At 59.8% G+C, this 18,122-nt stretch carries 13 protein-coding genes; 4 read left to right on the top strand and 9 right to left on the bottom strand.

Annotated elements, in window-relative coordinates:
* Positions 1-48: 48 nt before the first annotated feature.
* The 4 genes from HDE75_RS19685 to HDE75_RS19700 form a co-directional block, all read right to left on the bottom strand.
* Positions 49-2,115, bottom strand: coding sequence for a M13 family metallopeptidase (locus HDE75_RS19685; protein ID WP_311735145.1), 2,067 nt, complete (start codon positions 2,113-2,115; stop codon positions 49-51).
* Between the two features lie 214 nt (positions 2,116-2,329).
* Positions 2,330-4,405 carry a M13 family metallopeptidase gene (locus HDE75_RS19690; RefSeq protein ID WP_183679633.1) on the bottom strand — a complete coding sequence of 692 codons (2,076 nt, stop codon included), beginning with the start codon at positions 4,403-4,405 and terminating at the stop codon, positions 2,330-2,332.
* A gap of 155 nt (positions 4,406-4,560) precedes the next feature.
* A complete protein-coding gene (locus HDE75_RS19695) occupies positions 4,561-6,771 on the bottom strand; it encodes a TonB-dependent receptor plug domain-containing protein (protein ID WP_183679631.1) in 2,211 nt (736 codons plus the stop codon).
* 233 nt (positions 6,772-7,004) lie between these two features.
* A complete protein-coding gene (locus tag HDE75_RS19700) occupies positions 7,005-7,622 on the bottom strand; it encodes a hypothetical protein (protein ID WP_183679629.1) in 618 nt (205 codons plus the stop codon).
* A gap of 330 nt (positions 7,623-7,952) precedes the next feature.
* On the opposite strand from HDE75_RS19700, the gene HDE75_RS19705 reads away from it, so the two are divergent.
* From HDE75_RS19705 to HDE75_RS19715, 3 genes are all read left to right on the top strand, one after another.
* Positions 7,953-9,404: a S41 family peptidase gene (locus HDE75_RS19705; protein WP_183679627.1), complete on the top strand. Its 1,452-nt coding sequence runs from the start codon at positions 7,953-7,955 to the stop codon at positions 9,402-9,404.
* Between the two features lie 198 nt (positions 9,405-9,602).
* Positions 9,603-10,724: a beta-ketoacyl-ACP synthase III gene (locus tag HDE75_RS19710; protein WP_183679625.1), complete on the top strand. Its 1,122-nt coding sequence runs from the start codon at positions 9,603-9,605 to the stop codon at positions 10,722-10,724.
* Between the two features lie 219 nt (positions 10,725-10,943).
* Positions 10,944-12,656, top strand: coding sequence for a cation:proton antiporter domain-containing protein (locus HDE75_RS19715; RefSeq protein ID WP_183679623.1), 1,713 nt, complete (start codon positions 10,944-10,946; stop codon positions 12,654-12,656).
* A gap of 48 nt (positions 12,657-12,704) precedes the next feature.
* Here the strand turns inward: HDE75_RS19715 and HDE75_RS19720 are convergent, their stop codons facing one another.
* Positions 12,705-14,750 (bottom strand): NADPH-dependent 2,4-dienoyl-CoA reductase, encoded by a 2,046-nt coding sequence (locus HDE75_RS19720; protein ID WP_183679621.1) that lies wholly within the window; start codon positions 14,748-14,750, stop codon positions 12,705-12,707.
* 160 nt (positions 14,751-14,910) lie between these two features.
* Between HDE75_RS19720 and HDE75_RS19725 the strand changes: the two genes are divergently transcribed.
* Positions 14,911-15,495: an SRPBCC family protein gene (locus HDE75_RS19725; RefSeq protein ID WP_260174217.1), complete on the top strand. Its 585-nt coding sequence runs from the start codon at positions 14,911-14,913 to the stop codon at positions 15,493-15,495.
* A gap of 13 nt (positions 15,496-15,508) precedes the next feature.
* Here HDE75_RS19725 and HDE75_RS19730 read toward each other — a convergent pair whose 3' ends face one another.
* The 4 genes from HDE75_RS19730 to HDE75_RS19745 all read right to left on the bottom strand — a co-directional run bounded on the left by HDE75_RS19730 (position 15,509) and on the right by HDE75_RS19745 (position 18,069).
* Entirely contained in the window at positions 15,509-15,964 is a 456-nt protein-coding gene (locus HDE75_RS19730; protein WP_183679619.1) for a hypothetical protein, read from the bottom strand.
* Positions 15,965-15,971: 7 nt separating this feature from the next.
* Complete coding sequence (locus HDE75_RS19735; RefSeq protein ID WP_183679617.1) at positions 15,972-16,469, bottom strand: DUF2721 domain-containing protein; 498 nt, start codon at positions 16,467-16,469, stop codon at positions 15,972-15,974.
* Positions 16,470-16,565: 96 nt separating this feature from the next.
* Positions 16,566-17,522 (bottom strand): prolyl aminopeptidase, encoded by a 957-nt coding sequence (pip, locus tag HDE75_RS19740; protein ID WP_183679615.1) that lies wholly within the window; start codon positions 17,520-17,522, stop codon positions 16,566-16,568.
* Positions 17,523-17,586: 64 nt separating this feature from the next.
* Complete coding sequence (locus tag HDE75_RS19745; RefSeq protein ID WP_183679614.1) at positions 17,587-18,069, bottom strand: Lrp/AsnC family transcriptional regulator; 483 nt, start codon at positions 18,067-18,069, stop codon at positions 17,587-17,589.
* Between the last annotated feature and the right edge of the window lie 53 nt (positions 18,070-18,122).

Consider the following 18,122-nt stretch of genomic DNA (forward strand, 5'->3'; position numbering starts at 1 on the left):
CGCCCGGCTTGCGCGGGGCGGCTTTTCACTACAGCATCAGACAGTGCATTACCACATGATGACGCGCTCTTTCGGTGGCAGATACATCTTGTCACCTGGTTTCACGCCAAACGCTTCGTAGTAACCAGGCTGGTTGCGCACGGTGCCGTTGACGCGGAACTGGCCAGGCGAATGCGGATCCGTTTTCAGGTAGACCAGTTGCTGCGCTTCACGCATTTTCATGCGCCATACTTGCGCCCAGCCGCTGTAGAAGCGCTGGTCGCCCGTCAAGCCGTCGATGACCGGGGCTTTTTTGCCGTGCAGCGCCAGCTTGTAAGCCTTGTAGGCAATCGCCAGGCCCGAGTTGTCGGCGATGTTTTCACCCAGGGTCAGTTCGCCGTTGACGAAATAACCTTTGACCGGGCTGAAGCCGTTGTACTGGGCCACCAGCTGCTTGGTTTTCGCGGCAAAGTTTTTATGGTCGGACTTGGTCCACCAGTCGCGCAGGTTGCCGTCGCCGTCATATTGCGCGCCCTGGTCGTCGAAGCCGTGGCTGATTTCATGGCCGATCACGGCGCCGATAGCGCCATAATTGACGGCGTCGTCGGCGTTGGCGTCAAAGAACGGCGCTTGCAGGATCGACGCCGGGAAGACGATTTCATTCATCTCCGGATTGTAGTAAGCATTCACTGTCTGCGGCGTCATGCCCCACTCATCGCGGTCGATAGGCTGGCCCAGCTTGTTCAGTTCGCGGTTATACGACACCAGGTTGGCGCGCTCGATATTGCCGATCAAGTCGTCTGGCGTGACCGTCAGCGCCGAGTAGTCGCGCCATTTGTTCGGGTAAGCGATCTTGGTGGTGAACTTGGACAGCTTGATTTGCGCCTGTTTCTTGGTGGCCGGGCTCATCCAGTCCAGCTTGTCGATGCTTTGCTTGTACGCCGTCAGCAGATTTTTCACCAGCGCTTCCATGCGCACTTTGCGCTCGGCCGGGAAATATTGCTCAACGTACAGTTGGCCTACGGCTTCGCCCAGCGCACCTTCGACGGCGCTTACGCCGCGTTTCCAGCGTGGACGCATTTCCGTCACGCCCGTCAGGGTGGTGCCATAGAAAGCGAAGTTTTCATCGACGAAGGCTTTCGGCAGGTAGCTTGCATTCGCGTGCAGCAAGTGCCATTGGAAATACGCTTTCCAGGTAGCGATCGGGGTCTTGTTGGCGATCTCCGCAAAGCCTTTCAGGTAGCTGGGCTGGCTGACGATCACATAACTAACCTTGCCTGCAATACCGGTGTCTTTCAGGTAAGTCGCCCAGTCAAAGCCTGGCGCCACGTCGGCCAGCTTGGCCAGGTCGACCTTGTTGTAGGCCTTGACCGGATCGCGGTTCTCGACCTTGCTCCATTGCACTTTAGCCAGTTCTGTTTCCAGCGCCAGGATGGCCTTGGCATTGGCGGCAGCGTTCTGATCGCCAGCCAGGCTGAGGATTTTTTCGACGTGGGTCAGGTATTTGGCGCGCGTGTCGGCCTTGCCTTCTTCCAGGTAGTAATCGCGGTCAGGCAAACCAAGGCCGCTTTGGCCGATGTCGGCGACGTATTTGGTGGAATCCTTGGCATCTTGATGGATACCGAAATCGTAAGGCAAGCTCACGCCCAGCTTGCTGAATTCGGCGATGAAAGCTGGCAGTTCGCTGGTATCTTTCAAAGCGGCAATCTTGGCCAACTGGGCGTTCAATGGGGTCAGGCCCAGGCTTTCCAGTTTGGCTTCATCCATGAAGCTGGTATAGAAGTCGCCAATCTTTTGCTTGTTTGAACCGGCGGCGCGGTTCTTGTCGGCAGCGGCGCCTTCTACGATGCCGCGCAACTGTGTCTGGGTGTCATCTGCCAGTTTGGCGAAGCTGCCCCAGCTCGACTTGTCGGCAGGAATGACTGTCTCGGCCAGCCATTTGCCATTCAGGTGCTGGAACAGGTCGTCCTGGGCGCGCACGGCTGGATCGACATATTCGGTGGCGATGCCGGAAGCCAGGGCGGCTGGCGCAGCGGCAGTAGCGACAACTTTCTTGGACGCATCAGCGGCGCCGGCCATGCCGGACACGCCAGCGAGCAAACTCAGTGTCAATGCACTTAACAGATAACGATTCACAGTAGTCCTCAAATATTATATGGAATTATTGTACGAAATATCAGGGTCAGAACGCCTCAGGCTTCTGGCCCGGTTTTTGACTGTAGCATAAGCAATTGAGCGGAAGAAAGAACTTTCTGGGAATGCAAAAAAAGACCACGCAAGGTGGTCTTTTTTTTGCCTAAGCGCATACGTTTATATCATTTACGCATAAGGCTTGCACCAAAGCAGCGCATTACCAGATGATGACGCGGTTTTCCGGGGCGACATACATCTTGTCGCCTGGTTTGACGTCAAACGCTTCGTAGAAGCCAGGCTGGTTGACCATGGTGCCGTTGGCGCGGTACTGGCCAGGCGAGTGCGGGTCGGTCTTGATTTGCACGATTTGTTGCGCTTCGCGCATTTTGCTGCGCCATACCTGGCCAAAGCCCATGTAGAAGCGCTGGTCGCCCGTCAAGCCGTCGATCACCGGAGCAGGTTTGCCGCCCAGCGAGATCTTGTACGCCTTGTAGGCGATCGCCAGGCCGGAATTGTCGGCAATGTTTTCGCCCAGGGTCAGCGCGCCGTTGACGTGGTAGCCCGGCAGCGGGCTGTAGCCATCGTACTGTTTGGTCAGCGCGTCGGTCTTGGCGGCGAAGTTCTTGCGGTCTTCCGGGGTCCACCAGTCGCGCAGGTTGCCATCGCCGTCGGACTGGCTGCCCTTGTCGTCGAAGCCGTGGCTGATTTCATGGCCGATCACGGCGCCGATGGCGCCATAGTTGACGGCGTCGTCCGCCTTGGCGTCGAAGAATGGCGGTTGCAAGATCGACGCCGGGAAGACGATTTCATTCATCGTCGAGCTGTAATAGGCGTTCACCGTTTGCGGCGTCATGCCCCACTCTTCACGGTCGATCGGTTTGCCCAGCTTGGCCACATTGCGTGCGGAAGCGAAATTGGCAGCGCGCATCATATTGCCCACCAGGTCACCCTGGACGATTTGCAGCTTCGAATAATCGCGCCATTTGTTTGGATAGCCGATCTTCGGCGTGAACTTGGCCAGCTTGATTTGCGCTTCTTTCTTGGTTTCCGGGCTCATCCAGTCCAGGGTGTCGATGCTTTGCTTGTAGGCGGCCAGCACGTTTTTCACCAGTTCTTCCATGTGCGCCTTGCGGTCGGCCGGGAAGTATTGCGCCACATACAGTTTGCCTACGGCTTCGCCCAGCACACTGTCGACCGCGCCCACGCCACGCTTCCAGCGCGGCTGGTTTTCCGTCACGCCGCTCAGGGTCGTGCCGTAGAAGGCAAAGCTTTCATCGACGAAGTTTTTCGACAGGTAGCTGGCGTAGCTGCGCAGCAAGTGCCATTCGAAATAGGCTTTCACGGTGTCGAGGTCGGTGGCGGCCAGCACCTTGTTGTAACCGGCCAGATAGCTAGGCTGGTTAACGATGACGTAATCGACCTTGCTGGCGATGCCAGAGGCGGACAGGCCGGCTTTCAGGTCGTAGCCCGGGGTCAGGTCATTGAGCTTGGCAACGTCAGTCTTGTTGTAGCGCTTGATCGGGTCGCGGTTCTCGACCTTGGTCCATTGCACTTCGGCCAGCGAAGTTTCCAGAGCAACCACGGCCTTGGCGTGGGCGGCGGCGTTCTTGTCGCCGGCCATGGACAGCATTTTTTCCACGTGCGCCTGATACTTCTCTTTCACAGGAGCCTGCTTGGCTTCCAGGTAATAGTCGCGGTCTGGCATGCCCAGGCCGCTTTGGCTGACGTAGGCGGCATATTTGGTCGATGCACGGGCATCCTGGCCCACGTACACGGCGTACGGGGTAGCCACGCCAACCTGGCTCAGATGAGCGATCAGGGCAGGCACACCCTTCTTGTCGCGCAGCGAACGGATGCGGTTCAGTTCGCCAACCAGCGGTTTCACGCCCAGCGCATCGAGGTGGGCTTCATCCATGTAGCTGGCGTACAGGTCGCCGATCTTTTGCGCTTCGGAACCGGCTTTTTTATTCTTGTCCTTTTGCGTGGCTTCAATGATGCCGCGCAATTGCGGCGTCGTGTCGTCGCGCAGTTTGGCGAACGAACCCCAGCTCGACTTGTCAGCCGGAATCTCGGCCGTGGCCAGCCACTTGCCGTTCAAATGGGTAAAGAAATCGTCCTGCACGCGCACGGCAGGGTCGATGTATTGCACGTCGATGCCGGAAATGGCGCCGGCGGCCGCTGGCGCAGCAGTCGGTGCAACGGTCGGTGCGGCAACGGTCGATGCTGGTTCGGCGGCGTTGGCAAACGCAGCCAACAGGGTCAGGGTCAGGCTGCTCAAGAGGTAACGGTTCACGAATTGTCCTTATGGGGCATGTCAAAAAAATCGGGCGAATGGCTTTTGGCGGGTCGCCCGCCACGCCAGAAGCTTCAGGAATGTAGCACGTCAAGTCCAGGCTTGACCATCCCGGGTCTGCTGCGGCGCGGTGGCTTTGTTGCTTTACACTAACATTAAAACTTGGTTTCCAGACGAACGTTCCAGACAGTGTTGGTCGGCGAGGTCGTCAATGCGCTTTGCAGCAAACCATTCGTCAGCACGTCGCGGCCATTGATGTAATCATCGTGCAGCAGGTTGCTGGCGGAGATGCGAAGTTGCGTGCGCGCATCAAATTTCCACAAGCCATATACATCGAGCCCCCGCTTGGCCGTGCCATACACGGTTTCCGTCAGGCTGGTCTGGATGGTGGTGGCTGGCGTCCAGTTATAGCTGCCGCCCAGGGTCAGCGGCACTTCCTTGATGCGGTAGTCGAGGCCCAGGTTGGCCGTCTGCTTGGCTTGCTGGTCGAGCCGGTTGTTAGGGCCGGGAATGCCTTCCACGTTCGACCAGAAACGGCTGTAATTGGCGCGCAAGTCGATGGCAGGCGCATTGGCCATCAGTTCCGCCAGCTGGAACTTGGCTTCCAGTTCGATGCCGCTGGTGCGCGCATTGCCGATATTGGTGGGCGTGGAAACCCAGCGCGGACCGGTCAGCGTGTTTTGCAAGCTCGTTTCGCGGCGCATCAGGTTATCAATATTGCGCGTAAAACCGCTCACGCTGAGGATGCCGGCGCGGCCCAGATAATGCTCATAGGCCAGGTCGATACCGGTCGCCAGTTCCGGTTTCAGATTCGGATTGCCGGTACGGTCGGGCCGCGTGGCGTTGTTCAGGCGCGACAGTGATGGCAGGGCGATCAGGTCGTTCAGGGCTGGTGCGCGGTAGCTGCGCGTCAAACTCATGCGTACCTGGTCTTTTTCATGGCCGGGAATACGCCACACGCCGTGCAGCAAGGGGCTCCAGACGCTGCTGGTGTTGCTGATGGTGCCGCTGCTGCGGTCGCTGAGGGTACGGATGCCTTCCCAGCGCAAGCCGAAATACGCGGCCCACTGGGGCGTGATATCCCATTCATCCTGGGCGAAAGCGGCGAAGCGGCGCGTCTCGGCCGTCAGGTTGTCGCCCGAATCGACAAAACCAGGTACGCCATTGTCGAGCGATACGCGGGTCTGCTCGCGCTTGCCCCATTCGGCATCCCAGCCGGCCGCCAGTAAATGGCCCTTGCCCAGCGGCGAAGTGTACTTGCCGCCCGTATTGACACTGCGGTCGCGCGTGCTGTCCGTGTCGAGGAAGTTGTCGAGCAGCTTGCCGCTGGCATCATATTGATTGCGCACTGCATCGCTGTCGCTCTTGCCGCTGCCAAAACCAAACTTCACATCCAGCTTGGCCGCGCCTTCCATCTTGTGCACCCAGTTGCCGAAGCCGCGCAAGAAGGTGCTCGACGAAGTGCTAGTACCAGCGGCAGTGTGGTATTCAGGGGCGATCTGCCCGATGGACTGGTCCAGCAAGCTGCTGGTGCTGCCATCGCTGCGGTTGCTCATCAGGAAAGGCTGGAAGTTCAAGGTATCGCCGCCGTCGAACTTGTAGGACAGGCGCGGCGTCAGGTGCAGCGAGGTGGAGCGGCGCATGCTGATGTCCTGCACCTGCTGGTCTTTTTCCACCACGCCATCGAGCAAATCTGTATCAACATTGTGCGTGCGGTTGATGTCTTGCTGGCGGTTTTGCGACACGGTCGCGGAAAGCAGATAGGTCAGGCCGCCCACCTTGCCCGGCACCATCAGCGACACGTTGGGGCCATGCCGGCCCTTTTCGATGCTGTCGGTCAGTTTCAGCTGAATATCGCGCTGCTGGTAGCCGTCGCGCAAGATGATGTTGATGGTGCCGGCGATAGCGCGCGTGCTGTGCTCGGCCACCGGACCGCGCATCACTTCGATGCGCTCGACCTGGTCGGGCGACAGCGAATCCATGGAAAAGCCGGCCGGCGGCCGCTCGCCATTGAGCAGCACCTGCGTGTAGCCGCTACCGAGGCCGCGCATGCGGATCTCGCCGCCACGGCCAGGCTTGCCACCCATGGTCACGCCCGGCAAGCGTTTCAATACATCGCCCAGGCTGGTGTCGCCATTGCGGTCCAGTTCTTCGCGGCCATATACCTGCTTGCCCGCCGTCGACTGGCGCCGCTCATCCATGTCGCTGGCGCGGCTGCCATTGACGGTGACGGCAGGCACTTCCTTGCCATCCTTGTCTTTCACCATCACGCTGGTGTCGGCGGTTTCAGTCTGGCCAAAGGCGGGCGACCATAGCGCAGTGGAACTCAACAGCGCCAGGCTGGCGGCGGAAATCAGTTTACTCATGGGGGACAGTGCAAGTGAGGGTGACGCTGTGGCTAAATATTGTGGCTTCAGCAATGTAAAAAACGTATTCTAGGTGCGCTGCCCCGGCCATGGCCGGCACCGTCGCCGTTTTTTACTTTACGATACATTTGCACAACAATTAAGCAACAATTCCCTGCCACTGCCTACAACACTTTCAGGCTTTTCCCCTCGCCAGCCCGCTGTCCGCCTCAATGACGGGCTCCATTCACATCTTAGTTCATCGGAATATTCACTCCGCCACCCACATTGCCGGAGCCGGAACCGCCCATGCCATTTCCACCCATACCGCCCATGCCGCCGCCCATGCCGCCACGGCCGCCTCCCTTGCGCCCGCCATGGTCGCCACTGGGCGCGCCTTGCGTTTCGCTGTGCGGCACGACGCCATCCATCACGCGCGCCATCTGGCCGGCGATAAACTGGGCCACGGCGTGGCGCTGGCTTTCATCGAGCGCATCGTTGACGGTCAGCCACCACTCGCGCAACTGCTTTTCTTCGGCCTGGCTGATCGCACTTTCATTGTCAAGTCCCCCGACCAGGTCGCGCAGCTCCAGTTGCGGCGCCGCCAGGCCAGCTTGCACGCTCGCCTGCAAGCGCTCGCGGCGCGCCTTGCGTTCGCGCAGCAATTGCCGTGTTTTTGTTTCCACCTGCTGCCATAAAATGTTCTGATTCGCATTGAGCTTCAATTCAGCCTTGAAATCAGGCGCCATCGGCAGCAAGTCTTCCAGGCGCATCTCGGTGATCGGTATGGCAGATGCCGTCAAGGCAGTCGTACCGAGCAGCAAAGCCAGGCTGAGGCGACGCAAGGAAGGCAACAAAGTCAGGGATGTCATAAGAGCTCCGGATAAAAAAAAGCCTGCGTCCTGAGACGCAGGCAAAACCACTTCGGGTCGAGAATGCGAATTCACTATATGACGGCGTGTGAGACTTTTTTTCGAGTATTACAAATGCTTACTCCCCTCAAGAACAACTATACATCGCATACAAAACTGCAACATATGGCAAGTTATTGGCTGGTTTCTACTGCCTACACTGTGCTTTAAACCCGATTAGCGATGGCGTCCCACGCCAGCCGGGATTCAGGACTATACTTTCAGACAGCGCCGCTCCACAGGGACTGGCGCCTGTGCAACACAGAAGACCAATTCTAGCTAGGTGGACATATGGGCAAACTCAAAAACACAGGCTTGATCGGCCTCGGCGTGGTGGCAGGGGTCGCCGTCTCGCTGCAATTTTCCGCGATGGCGCAAAAAAACGTCGAACCGGCCCTGCCGCTGGAAGAACTGCGCCAGCTGGCCGACGTGTTTAGCCTGATCAAGTCCGACTATGTGGAACCGGTGGAAGACAAGAAACTGTTGACGGAGGCCATCTCCGGCATGGTGGCCTCGCTCGATCCCCATTCCGCCTACCTGGACAAGAAAGCCTACGCCGAACTGCGTGAAGGCTCGGAAGGCAAGTTTGTGGGCCTGGGGATTGAAATCGGCCTCAGCGAAGATGGCTATATCAAGATTGTTTCACCGATCGAAGATTCGCCCGCCTACCGTGCCGGCATCAAGGCGGGCGACCTGATTACGCGCCTCGACGGCCAGCCCGTGAAAGGCAGCAGCCTCGATGACAACGTCAAGCGCATGCGCGGCGAGCCGGGCACCAAAGTCTCGCTGACCATTGCCCGTAAAGATGAACCACAGCCTCTGTCCTTCGTCATCACCCGCGAGGAAATCCACCAGAAAAGCGTGAAGTCGAAGATGATCGCGCCCGGTTACGCCTGGGTGCGCGTGTCGCAGTTCCAGGAACCGACCGTCGATGACATGGCGGCCCAGATCACGGCGCTGTACAAGCAGGATCCCAATATCAAAGGCATGGTGCTGGACTTGCGCAACGATCCGGGCGGCGTGCTGCAAGGCGCCATCGGCGTGGCGGCAGCCTTCTTGCCCAAGGATAGCGCCATCGTCTCGACCAATGGCCAGCTGCCTGATTCCAAGCAAGTGTTTTATGGCCGCGCCGAATACTATTCCCTGCACAGCGAAGGCGATGCACTGGCAAAATTGCCGGAAGCCTTGAAAAAAGTACCGCTGGTGGTGCTGGTCAACACGGGTTCGGCCTCGGCCTCGGAAATCGTCGCCGGCGCCCTGCAAGACTACAAGCGAGGCACCATCATCGGCACGCAAACCTTTGGCAAGGGTTCCGTGCAAACCATCCGCCAGCTGACCGCCGACACGGCCGTCAAGCTGACCACGGCCCGCTACTACACACCGAATGGCCGTTCGATCCAGGCCAAGGGCATCGTGCCCGACCTGCTGGTCGATGAAAACGCCAATAACGACGGCTTGAACAGCCTGCGCATCCGCGAGGCGGACTTGCAGAAACACTTGATCAACGATCGCGACAAGGACGCCGAGAAAACCACGGCCAAGGCGGCGCCCGTGAACGACGAGATGGAAGAGCAGTTGCGCATGATCGCCCTGGAAAAAACCCAGAAGCCGCTGGAATACGGCAGCCAGGATGACTTCCAGCTGAACCAGGCGCTGAATCACCTGAAAGGCTTGCCGGTGCAACTGGCCAAACCGGAACCGGTGGTGGTGCAGGCGGAAGTGAAGCAGGAACCGAAAAAGTAGTGACTTAAGCAGCATCTATTCTTATAGCAAAGTTCAAGGACCTGCCTGCGCGGCAGGTCTTTTTCTGCAACACACGCCATACATCACGCCACCGCTATTTCCCTGCGTGGCACGAAACTCTCTACAGTCGAGTCTGTTTGTGTAAAATTTGCTTCACTTATCGGCGTCGCGTCGATTGCCTAATTTGAAAGATTTCACATGAAACAAGTCGTCATCAGCGGTACCGGCCTGTATACGCCGCCATTCTCGATCTCGAACGAAGAGCTGGTCGCCTGCTTCAATGCCTACGCAGAGAAATTCAATGCCGAGCATGCGGCAGCCATCGCTGACGGCACGGTGACGGCGCTGGACCTGTCGAGCGTGGCCTTCATCGAAAAGGCCTCCGGCATCAAGTCGCGCTACGTGATGGAAAAGGAAGGCATCCTGGACCCGGCGCGCATGGTGTCGCGCATCGCCGAGCGCGCCGATGATGAAATTTCCTTGCAGGCTGAAATGGCCGTGGCCGCCGCGCGCGAGGCGCTGGACCGCGCCGGCCGTACGGCAGCCGATATCGACATGGTGCTGGTGGCCTGCAGCAATATGCAGCGCGCCTACCCGGCCATGGCGGTGGAAGTACAGCATGCGCTGGAGATCGATGGCTATGGCTTCGATATGAACGTGGCGTGCTCGTCGGCCACCTTCGGCATCCAGCAAGCGGTGGCCGCCGTGCAAAGCGGCCAGGCGCGCGCCGTGCTGGTGTTGAATCCTGAAATCACCAGCGGCCACCTGAACTGGCGCGACCGCGACAGCCACTTCATCTTTGGCGACGCCTGCACCGCCATCGTGGTCGAGGCGAAAGAGACGGCCGTCTCGCAGCACCAGTTTGAAATCGTCGGCACGGAATTGAAAACGCGTTTTTCCAACGCCATCCGCAACAACTTCGGCTTCCTCAACCGCTTTGATGAAACCAAAGTGGGCCAGGCCGATAAACTGTTCCGCCAGCAAGGCCGCAAGGTCTTCAAGGAAGTCTGCCCGATGGCGGCCGAGATGATCAAGGCTACCCTGGCCAAGGCCGGCGTGGAAGTGGCGCAAGTGAGCCGCTACTGGCTGCACCAGGCGAACCTGAACATGAATCTGCTGATCGCGCGCCTGATCCTGGGCCGCGACGCCGAAGCCCATGAAGCGCCGGTGATCCTCGACACCTACGCCAATACCTCGTCAGCCGGTTCGATTATTGCCTTCCATAAATATCAAGATGATATGCCTGCGGGCGCCATGGGCGTCATCTGCTCGTTCGGCGCCGGTTACTCGATCGGTTGCGTAGTAGTACGCAAACTTTAATCTGCAACTTTAATATAGATATCTGAAAAAGCGCCTACTGGCAGAATTAGGCGCCGTTCCAGGTGGATAGGCATGCGTTCGCAGCCACCTGGACGAAGATAGGGTATGGATTTTTTGTAAAAAAGCGGCGGGAAAAGTCCCAGCCGCAGCTTTGTTGCGTTTATACTCAAGCGCTCCAATTTATCTTTTTACATCTGCACCATAAGGAACCCATAGCGCATGCCCCACGACATCAGTCTGATTACCACCATCGCCGCCGCCCTCGGTTTCGGCCTCGTTTTTGGCTTTATCGCCACCCGTATGAAATTGCCGGCATTGGTCGGTTATCTGGCCGCCGGCATCATGATAGGACCGGCCACGCCAGGTTTTGTTGCGGATGCTGAATTAGCCGGGCAATTGGCGGAAATCGGCGTGATGCTGATGATGTTCGGTGTCGGCCTGCACTTTTCCATCGAAGACTTGTGGGATGTGCGCAAGATCGCCCTGCCTGGCGCCATCCTGCAGATCGCCGTCGCTACCGCGATGGGCATGGGCCTGGCCCACTGGTGGGGCTGGAGCATAGGCGGCGGGCTGATCTTCGGCCTGGCGCTGTCGGTCGCCAGTACCGTGGTGCTGCTGCGCGCGCTGGAAGAACGGGGCATCCTCGATTCCCTGAATGGCCGCATCGCTGTCGGCTGGCTGGTGGTGGAAGACCTGGTGACCGTGCTGGTACTGGTATTGCTGCCGGCATTCGCCGGCGCGCTGGGCGGCACGGTGGCGCCAGGCGCCGAGAAGGTCAGCCTGTGGTACACGCTGGCCATCACCCTGGGCCAGGTGGCCGGTTTCATCGTCTTCATGCTGGTGGTGGGCCGCAAGCTGTTCCCGTGGATCTTGTGGCAAGTGGCGCGCAGCGGTTCGCGCGAACTGTTCACCCTGTGCGTGATCGCCGCCGCCGTCGGCATCGCCTATGCGGCCACCAAAGTGTTTGGCGTATCGTTCGCGCTGGGCGCCTTCTTCGCCGGCATGGTGCTGCGCGAATCTGAATTAAGCCACCGCGCCGCCGAAGAGTCCTTGCCGCTGCGCGACGCGTTCGCCGTGCTGTTCTTCGTGTCGGTCGGCATGCTGTTCGAGCCGAATATCCTGGTGGAAAAACCGCTGCAAGTGCTGGCTGTCTGCGCCATCATTATCTTCGGTAAATCGATCGCCGCCTTCCTGCTGGTGATGGCCCTGCGCTATCCGCCGAAAACCGCCATCATCGTCTCGGCCAGCCTGGCGCAGATCGGTGAATTCTCGTTCATCCTGGCCGCGCTGGGCTTGTCGCTGGGCCTGATGCCGCAAGAAGGCCAAAGCCTGATCCTGGCCGGCGCCATCTTGTCGATCGCCTTGAATCCGCTGGTGTTCAGCATGGCCAATCCGCTGCTGCGCGTACTGAACAATAGCGACTTTGCGCGCAAGTTCGAACGCACGGCCGATCCGCTGGCCGAATTGCCGATGACGGTGCCGCAAGAAAAACTGTCGGGACAAATCGTACTGGTGGGCTACGGCCGCGTGGGCCGCCGCATCGCCGCCGCGCTGATGGAGCGTGGCATTCACTTCGTGGTCGCCGAGGAAAACCGTGAAATCGTCGACCAGCTGCGCAAGCAGGGTATCCCCGCCGTGGCCGGCAATGCGGGTGAACCGGCCGTGCTGATCCAGGCCCACATCACGCACGCCACCATGCTGGTGATCGCCACGCCGGACACCTTCCACGTGCGCGCCATGATCGAGACGGCACGCGCGCTGAACCCCGGCATCCTGACGGTAGTGCGCACCCACAGCGAAGAAGAAGCCGACCTGCTGCGCGCTGAAAACGCGGGCAAGATTTTTATCGGCGAACACGAACTGGCCAACGGCATGGCCGAGCACGTGCTGCATAGTTTTGAAGAAGCGAAGAAGGCACACAGCGGGCACTAAACCAGCACCGCCAGAACAAGCCTGCCGGGTAGCACCGGCAGGCTTTTTTTATAAGCTGGCGGCCAGCTCCGCCCCTTCCCGTATCGCCCGCTTGGCATCGAGTTCCGCCGCCAGCGCGGCGCCGCCGATTTTATGGAAACGCGGGCCGCCCGCAAGCAGCGGCTTGCCATCCTTGTCCGTTTCCGGCATCAGTTCCGTCAAGCTGTCCTGCCCTGCGCAGATAATCACATTGTCCACCGCCAGCAAGCGCGGTTTGCCGCCCACCGTGATATGCAAGCCCTGCTCGTCGATCTTGTCGTACTGCACGCCCGCCAGCATGGCCACGCCATTGCGGGCCAGCGCCGCCCGGTGCACCCAGCCCGAGGTCTTGCCCAGGCCCGCCCCCACCTTGGACGTCTTACGCTGTAACAAAAACAGTTGCCGCACTGGTTCGGCCACCACGGCAGGCACCAGGCCACCGCCGCTCTGCGCTTGCATGTCGACGCCCCATTCACTCGCCCAGGTCGATACGGATTGCGGCAGCGGATGGGATGGATCGTGCAGCAGGTATTCACCCACGTCAAAACCGATACCGCCCGCGCCGATGATCGCCACGCGCTTGCCCACGGCTGCCTTGTCTTGCAGCACGTCTAGGTAAGACAGGACTTTCGGGTGATCGATGCCGGGGATGGCCGGCAGGCGCACCTTGATGCCGGTGGCCACGATCACGTCGTCGTAGCCACCGGCCAGCAATTGTTCGCGCGTGACCCGCTGGCCCAGGCGCACATCGACACCCAGCAAGTCCAGGCGGCGGGCAAAATAGCGGATAGTTTCCGCAAATTCTTCCTTACCCGGTATCTGCATGGCTACCTTGAACTGGCCGCCGATACTGCCGCTGCCTTCAAACAGGGTGACGTGATGGCCGCATTCCGCCGCCACCGTGGCGGCCGACAAGCCAGCCGGCCCGGCGCCCACCACGGCCACCTTGCGGGCCACGGCTTTCCTGGCATACACCAGGGTGGTTTCATGGCAGGCACGCGGATTGACCAGGCAGCTGGCGCGCTGGTTGGCGAAAGTATGGTCGAGGCAAGCCTGATTACAGCCGATGCAGGTATTGATTTCATCGCTGCGCCCGGAGGCCGCCTTGGCCACGAAATACGGGTCGGCCAAAAAGGGGCGCGCCATCGATACCAGGTCACAGTCGCCGCGCTCCAGGATGGCGTTCGCTTCGTGCGGCATATTGATGCGGTTCGAGGCCACCACGGGGATGCTCACTTCACGGCGCAGCCGTCCGGCCACGCTGGCAAAGGCGGCGCGCGGCACCGAGGTGACGATGGTCGGCACGCGCGCTTCATGCCAGCCGTAACCGGTGTTGAGGATCGTCACGCCAGCTTGCTCCAGCGCCTTGGCCACCGTCACCACGTCATCCCAGGTGTTGCCGCCTTCCACTAAGTCCAGCAGGGAATGGCGGTACATGATGATGAAGTCCGGACCGACGGCGGCACGGATGCGGCGCACGATGTCCACCGGCAAACGCATGCGGTTTTCGATACTGCCGCCCCAGCGGTCGGTGCGCAGATTGGTGCGCGCGCACAAAAACTGGTTCAGCAGATAACCTTCGCTGCCCATCACTTCGATACCATCGTAGCCCGCTTTGCGGGCCAGCCGCGCGCAGCGCACGTAGTCGCAAATGGTGCGTTCGATGCCACGCTCGCTGAGCGGACGGGGACGGAATGGCGAGATCGGCGATTTCTTGGCCGATGCCGAAACCACGAACGGTTGATAACCATAGCGGCCTGCATGCAGGATCTGCATCAGGATCTTGCCGCCCTCTTCATGCACGGCGCGCGTCACCTTGCGGTGATTGGGCACGTCGCCAAGGAAATTCAAGGTGCCGCCGAATGGCAGCAGCCAGCCTTGCCGGTTCGGTGAAATGCCGCCCGTGACGATCAGCCCCACGCCGCCACGCGCCCGCTCGCGGTAAAACGCAGCCAGCTTGCCGTAGTGGTAGAAACGGTCTTCCAGGCCCGTATGCATGGAACCCATGATGACGCGGTTGCGCAAGGTGGTAAAACCCAGGTCGAGGGGAGCGAGCAAATGTGGATAGGAAGTCATGGCCTGATGTCTGAAAGGAAATATACAGACGGTACGGTAACAAGCATTGCCGCCGCCTGCAGCGATTTTCTCTAGACCAGCAGTTCTAAATGTGCGCTAGCGCTCGTTCGATGGCACGCGCATCTTGTGCCCGGCGCAACTTTACCGTAGGCTAGCCGCCATGACGCGACTCTTTCTTTGCCTACTGCTACTGTTCGCCGTGACCAGTTCCACACCGGCACTGGCGCAAACGCCCCGTTTGGAAATGCCCAAGCTGAAAGTCGACGTCAGGCGCATCGAAGTCGATGGGCAGCGCATGTATGAAGTGGACGCCAGCGGCACCGTGCAGGCGCCGCCCGCCTCGGTCTGGAAGACCTTGACCACCTATGAACGCATGAGTGAATTCGTGCCCGACATGAGTTCCTGCCGGGTGCTGTCGCGCAATGGCAATGAAGTCATCATCGAGCAGCAGGGCGTGGCACGCTTCCTGTTCATGAACCACGCCATCCATCTGGTGGTGCGGGCCACGGAAACGCCGCTCTCGGCGATCAACATCGACCTGATTTCCGGCGATATGCGCCACTATGAGGCGAGCTGGAACCTGTATCCGATTCCCGAGACGGGCGGCACGCGCATCGTCTTCAACAGCCGGCTGATGCCGGGCTTCTACGTGCCCGGCATGCTGGGCCCGACCATGATACGCGGCGATATCGAGCGCATGATGAACGCCGTGCTGGCGCGCATCGACAGCCCGCCAGTGCGCTGATTACGCCAGGGATTTACGCCAAATACGTGTCGCGGTCGCGGATTTCAGCGAAGTTTTCCAGGCTGCCCAGCTTGACCGTGACAGGATTGAGGCTAGCTTGCGGCTGCATCGAGCGCCAGGCGAACAGCCATTCCTGCTCCACCGCTTCGGCGCGCGTCTTGGTAAATACGGCGCCCAGGGCGGCGCGCTGGCCATATTCCACCAGGCCATCGATACCGGCCCAGCTGGGCAAGGTGCGCTGCACGGCGCGGTGCAGGCGCTCACCGAATTCTTCGGTGTTATGGATGATCAAACAGCTGTCGGCCGGCGAAAACAGGTCGAACAGTTTCTTGTCCCATACTTGCGAAAAGCTGAGGGTCAAACAGTTGCCGGCAGGTGTCAAACGGAACTGGCCCAGGCTCAGCGCCAGTTCAAGTTCGCTGCGCTGGCCATAACGGTGCAGGGTGGGTGGGCGTTTGTAATCTTGCATACTGGACTCAATCTTTAATCTTTGGGGTGGTCTTGTCAGGTGGTAATACCGGCGTACCCTGCCGCGCGCCTGGCGGACGGACATGGCGCCGGAAAATCTGGGCGGTGGCGGAGAGATAAATCTCGCGCAGCAAATAAGTGAAACAGCCGATCAGGCACAGCACGGCCAGCACGAAAAACACGGCGATATACTTGTCCAGGGTCAGGTTCAATATATCGCCCAGGAACAGCATGGCGATAATGATGCAGACAAAGAAACCGCAGGCCGTGCTCAGCGAAATCGAATAATTGATCAGATGGGTGCGCTTGTACAGGGTATCGAGCTCCAACATGTAGAGATCGTTGTAGCCGATGTCGAGCCGGTCTTCCAGCACGCGCGAGCGGTCGATGATGCGGCCCAGGCGGTTGGTCAGCACGACCAGCATGGTGCCGATACCAGTCAACAGGAATACCGGCGCAATCGCCAGCTGGATGGTATGGCCGATATCGCCGATCTGTATATTCATGGTTAAAAAGTCGTCAGTTCACGCTGGCGCCCGCTCCTGGCGCGGGCACATGCGATAGTGTAGCAGGCTGACAAGCTTTAACGCTCATTGAGCGTCTCATGCAAAACCACGACCCGGTACGAAACGCTCGGTGGCCCGCACCAGCGCCGAGGCGATGCCATGTTCCAGCGCGCCATGGCCCGCATCGGGGATGATTTCCAGCTGCGCGCCAGGCCAGGCCTGGTGCAGACGGTAGGCCGACAGCGGCGGGCAGATGGCGTCGTAGCGGCCCTGCACGATAACGGCCGGCAAATGCGCGATGCGGCCCAGGTCGCGTATCAATTGATCTTCTTCCAGGAAACCCAGGTTGGCCATGTAATGCGATTCCAGCCGGCCCACGCCCAGGTCCAGCGCATCGTTGGGCGTATCTTCCGGCTGCGGCATCAGATACACGCGGCGTCCTTCGAAACGGCTCCAGGCGCGCGCGGCCGGCCAGTACACTTCCGGGTCGCTGCTGAGGATGCGCTTTACATACGCGGCCAGCAGATCGCTGCGTTCGGCGGCGGGTATCGGTGCGGCAAATTCTTCGTACAATTCCGGATAAAACCAGCGCACGCCTTCGATGAACCAGTCGATTTCCGCCTGGGTGCACAGGAAAATGCCGCGCAGCACGAAACCCAGGCACGCTTCAGGATGCGCCTGGCCATACGCCAGCGCCAAAGTGGAACCCCAGGAGCCGCCAAACACCAGCCATTGGCTAATGCCAAACTGGGCCCGCAGCTTTTCAATATCGTTGATCAGCAACTGGGTGGTGTTGTTGCGCCACTCGCCCAAGGGCGTCGACTTGCCGGCGCCGCGCTGGTCGAACAGGATCACGCGGTAGCGTTGCGGGTCGAAGAAGCGGCGGTGCTGGGGCGACAGGCCGGCGCCTGGGCCGCCATGCAGGAACAGCACGGGAATGCCGTCCGGATTGCCGCACTCTTCCCAATAAATGGTGTGCACCTCATCGACCGCCAGCATGCCATGCCGGTTCGGTGACAGGACGGGAAACAAAGGCGATAAGGTATCGGGCATGGCGGTCCTCGGAAAGCGGTCAGGGAGTAGCAACTATGCCCAATTATAGTGCGCGCCCGCGCACTCAGGCCAGCGGCAAGGGCAGTCGGTTCGACGACTTGATTTCGCGCATAGACAGGCTGGACTGGATTTCCGCCACACCAGGCAGGCGGCGCAAGACGGTGGAGACGAATTCGCCATAGGTTTCCAGGTCGCGCGCCACCACTTGCAGGAAATAATCGGCTTCGCCCGCCACATTGTGGCAAGACAGGATTTCCGGGATCGAGAGGATGGCTTGCTCGAACTGGGACGGCTGCTCGTTGCCGTGGTTGGCAAACACCACGCGGACAAAAGCCACCAGGCCGATACCGAGTTTCTTGCGGTTGAGCAGCGCCTGGTAACCGGTAATAAACCCTTCTTCTTCCAGTCGGCGCAAGCGGCGCCAGACGGGCGTTTCGCTGAGCTTCAGGCGCTCGGCCAGGCGCGCGTTGGACAGCCGTCCTTCTTCCTGCAGCAGCCTGAGTATCTGCAAATCCGTGGCATCGAGGCTAACATCTGAAATTTTCATCTAATTATTGTTTTTTTATGGGTTGAATCTACCCCAATACTAGGGCATACCGA

It is taken from the genome of Janthinobacterium silvisoli (genome assembly GCF_014200725.1).
Taxonomy (GTDB): domain Bacteria; phylum Pseudomonadota; class Gammaproteobacteria; order Burkholderiales; family Burkholderiaceae_D; genus Janthinobacterium.

Coding starts and splice junctions, on each gene's coding strand:
- HDE75_RS19695 (WP_183679631.1), bottom strand. CDS start 6,771: ATGAGTAAACTGATTTCCGCCGCCAGCCTGGCGCTGTTGAGTTCCACT.
- HDE75_RS19700 (WP_183679629.1), bottom strand. CDS start 7,622: ATGACATCCCTGACTTTGTTGCCTTCCTTGCGTCGCCTCAGCCTGGCT.
- HDE75_RS19705 (WP_183679627.1), top strand. CDS start 7,953: ATGGGCAAACTCAAAAACACAGGCTTGATCGGCCTCGGCGTGGTGGCA.
- HDE75_RS19710 (WP_183679625.1), top strand. CDS start 9,603: ATGAAACAAGTCGTCATCAGCGGTACCGGCCTGTATACGCCGCCATTC.
- HDE75_RS19715 (WP_183679623.1), top strand. CDS start 10,944: ATGCCCCACGACATCAGTCTGATTACCACCATCGCCGCCGCCCTCGGT.
- HDE75_RS19720 (WP_183679621.1), bottom strand. CDS start 14,750: ATGACTTCCTATCCACATTTGCTCGCTCCCCTCGACCTGGGTTTTACC.
- HDE75_RS19725 (WP_260174217.1), top strand. CDS start 14,911: ATGACGCGACTCTTTCTTTGCCTACTGCTACTGTTCGCCGTGACCAGT.
- HDE75_RS19730 (WP_183679619.1), bottom strand. CDS start 15,964: ATGCAAGATTACAAACGCCCACCCACCCTGCACCGTTATGGCCAGCGC.
- HDE75_RS19735 (WP_183679617.1), bottom strand. CDS start 16,469: ATGAATATACAGATCGGCGATATCGGCCATACCATCCAGCTGGCGATT.
- pip (WP_183679615.1), bottom strand. CDS start 17,522: ATGCCCGATACCTTATCGCCTTTGTTTCCCGTCCTGTCACCGAACCGG.
- HDE75_RS19745 (WP_183679614.1), bottom strand. CDS start 18,069: ATGAAAATTTCAGATGTTAGCCTCGATGCCACGGATTTGCAGATACTC.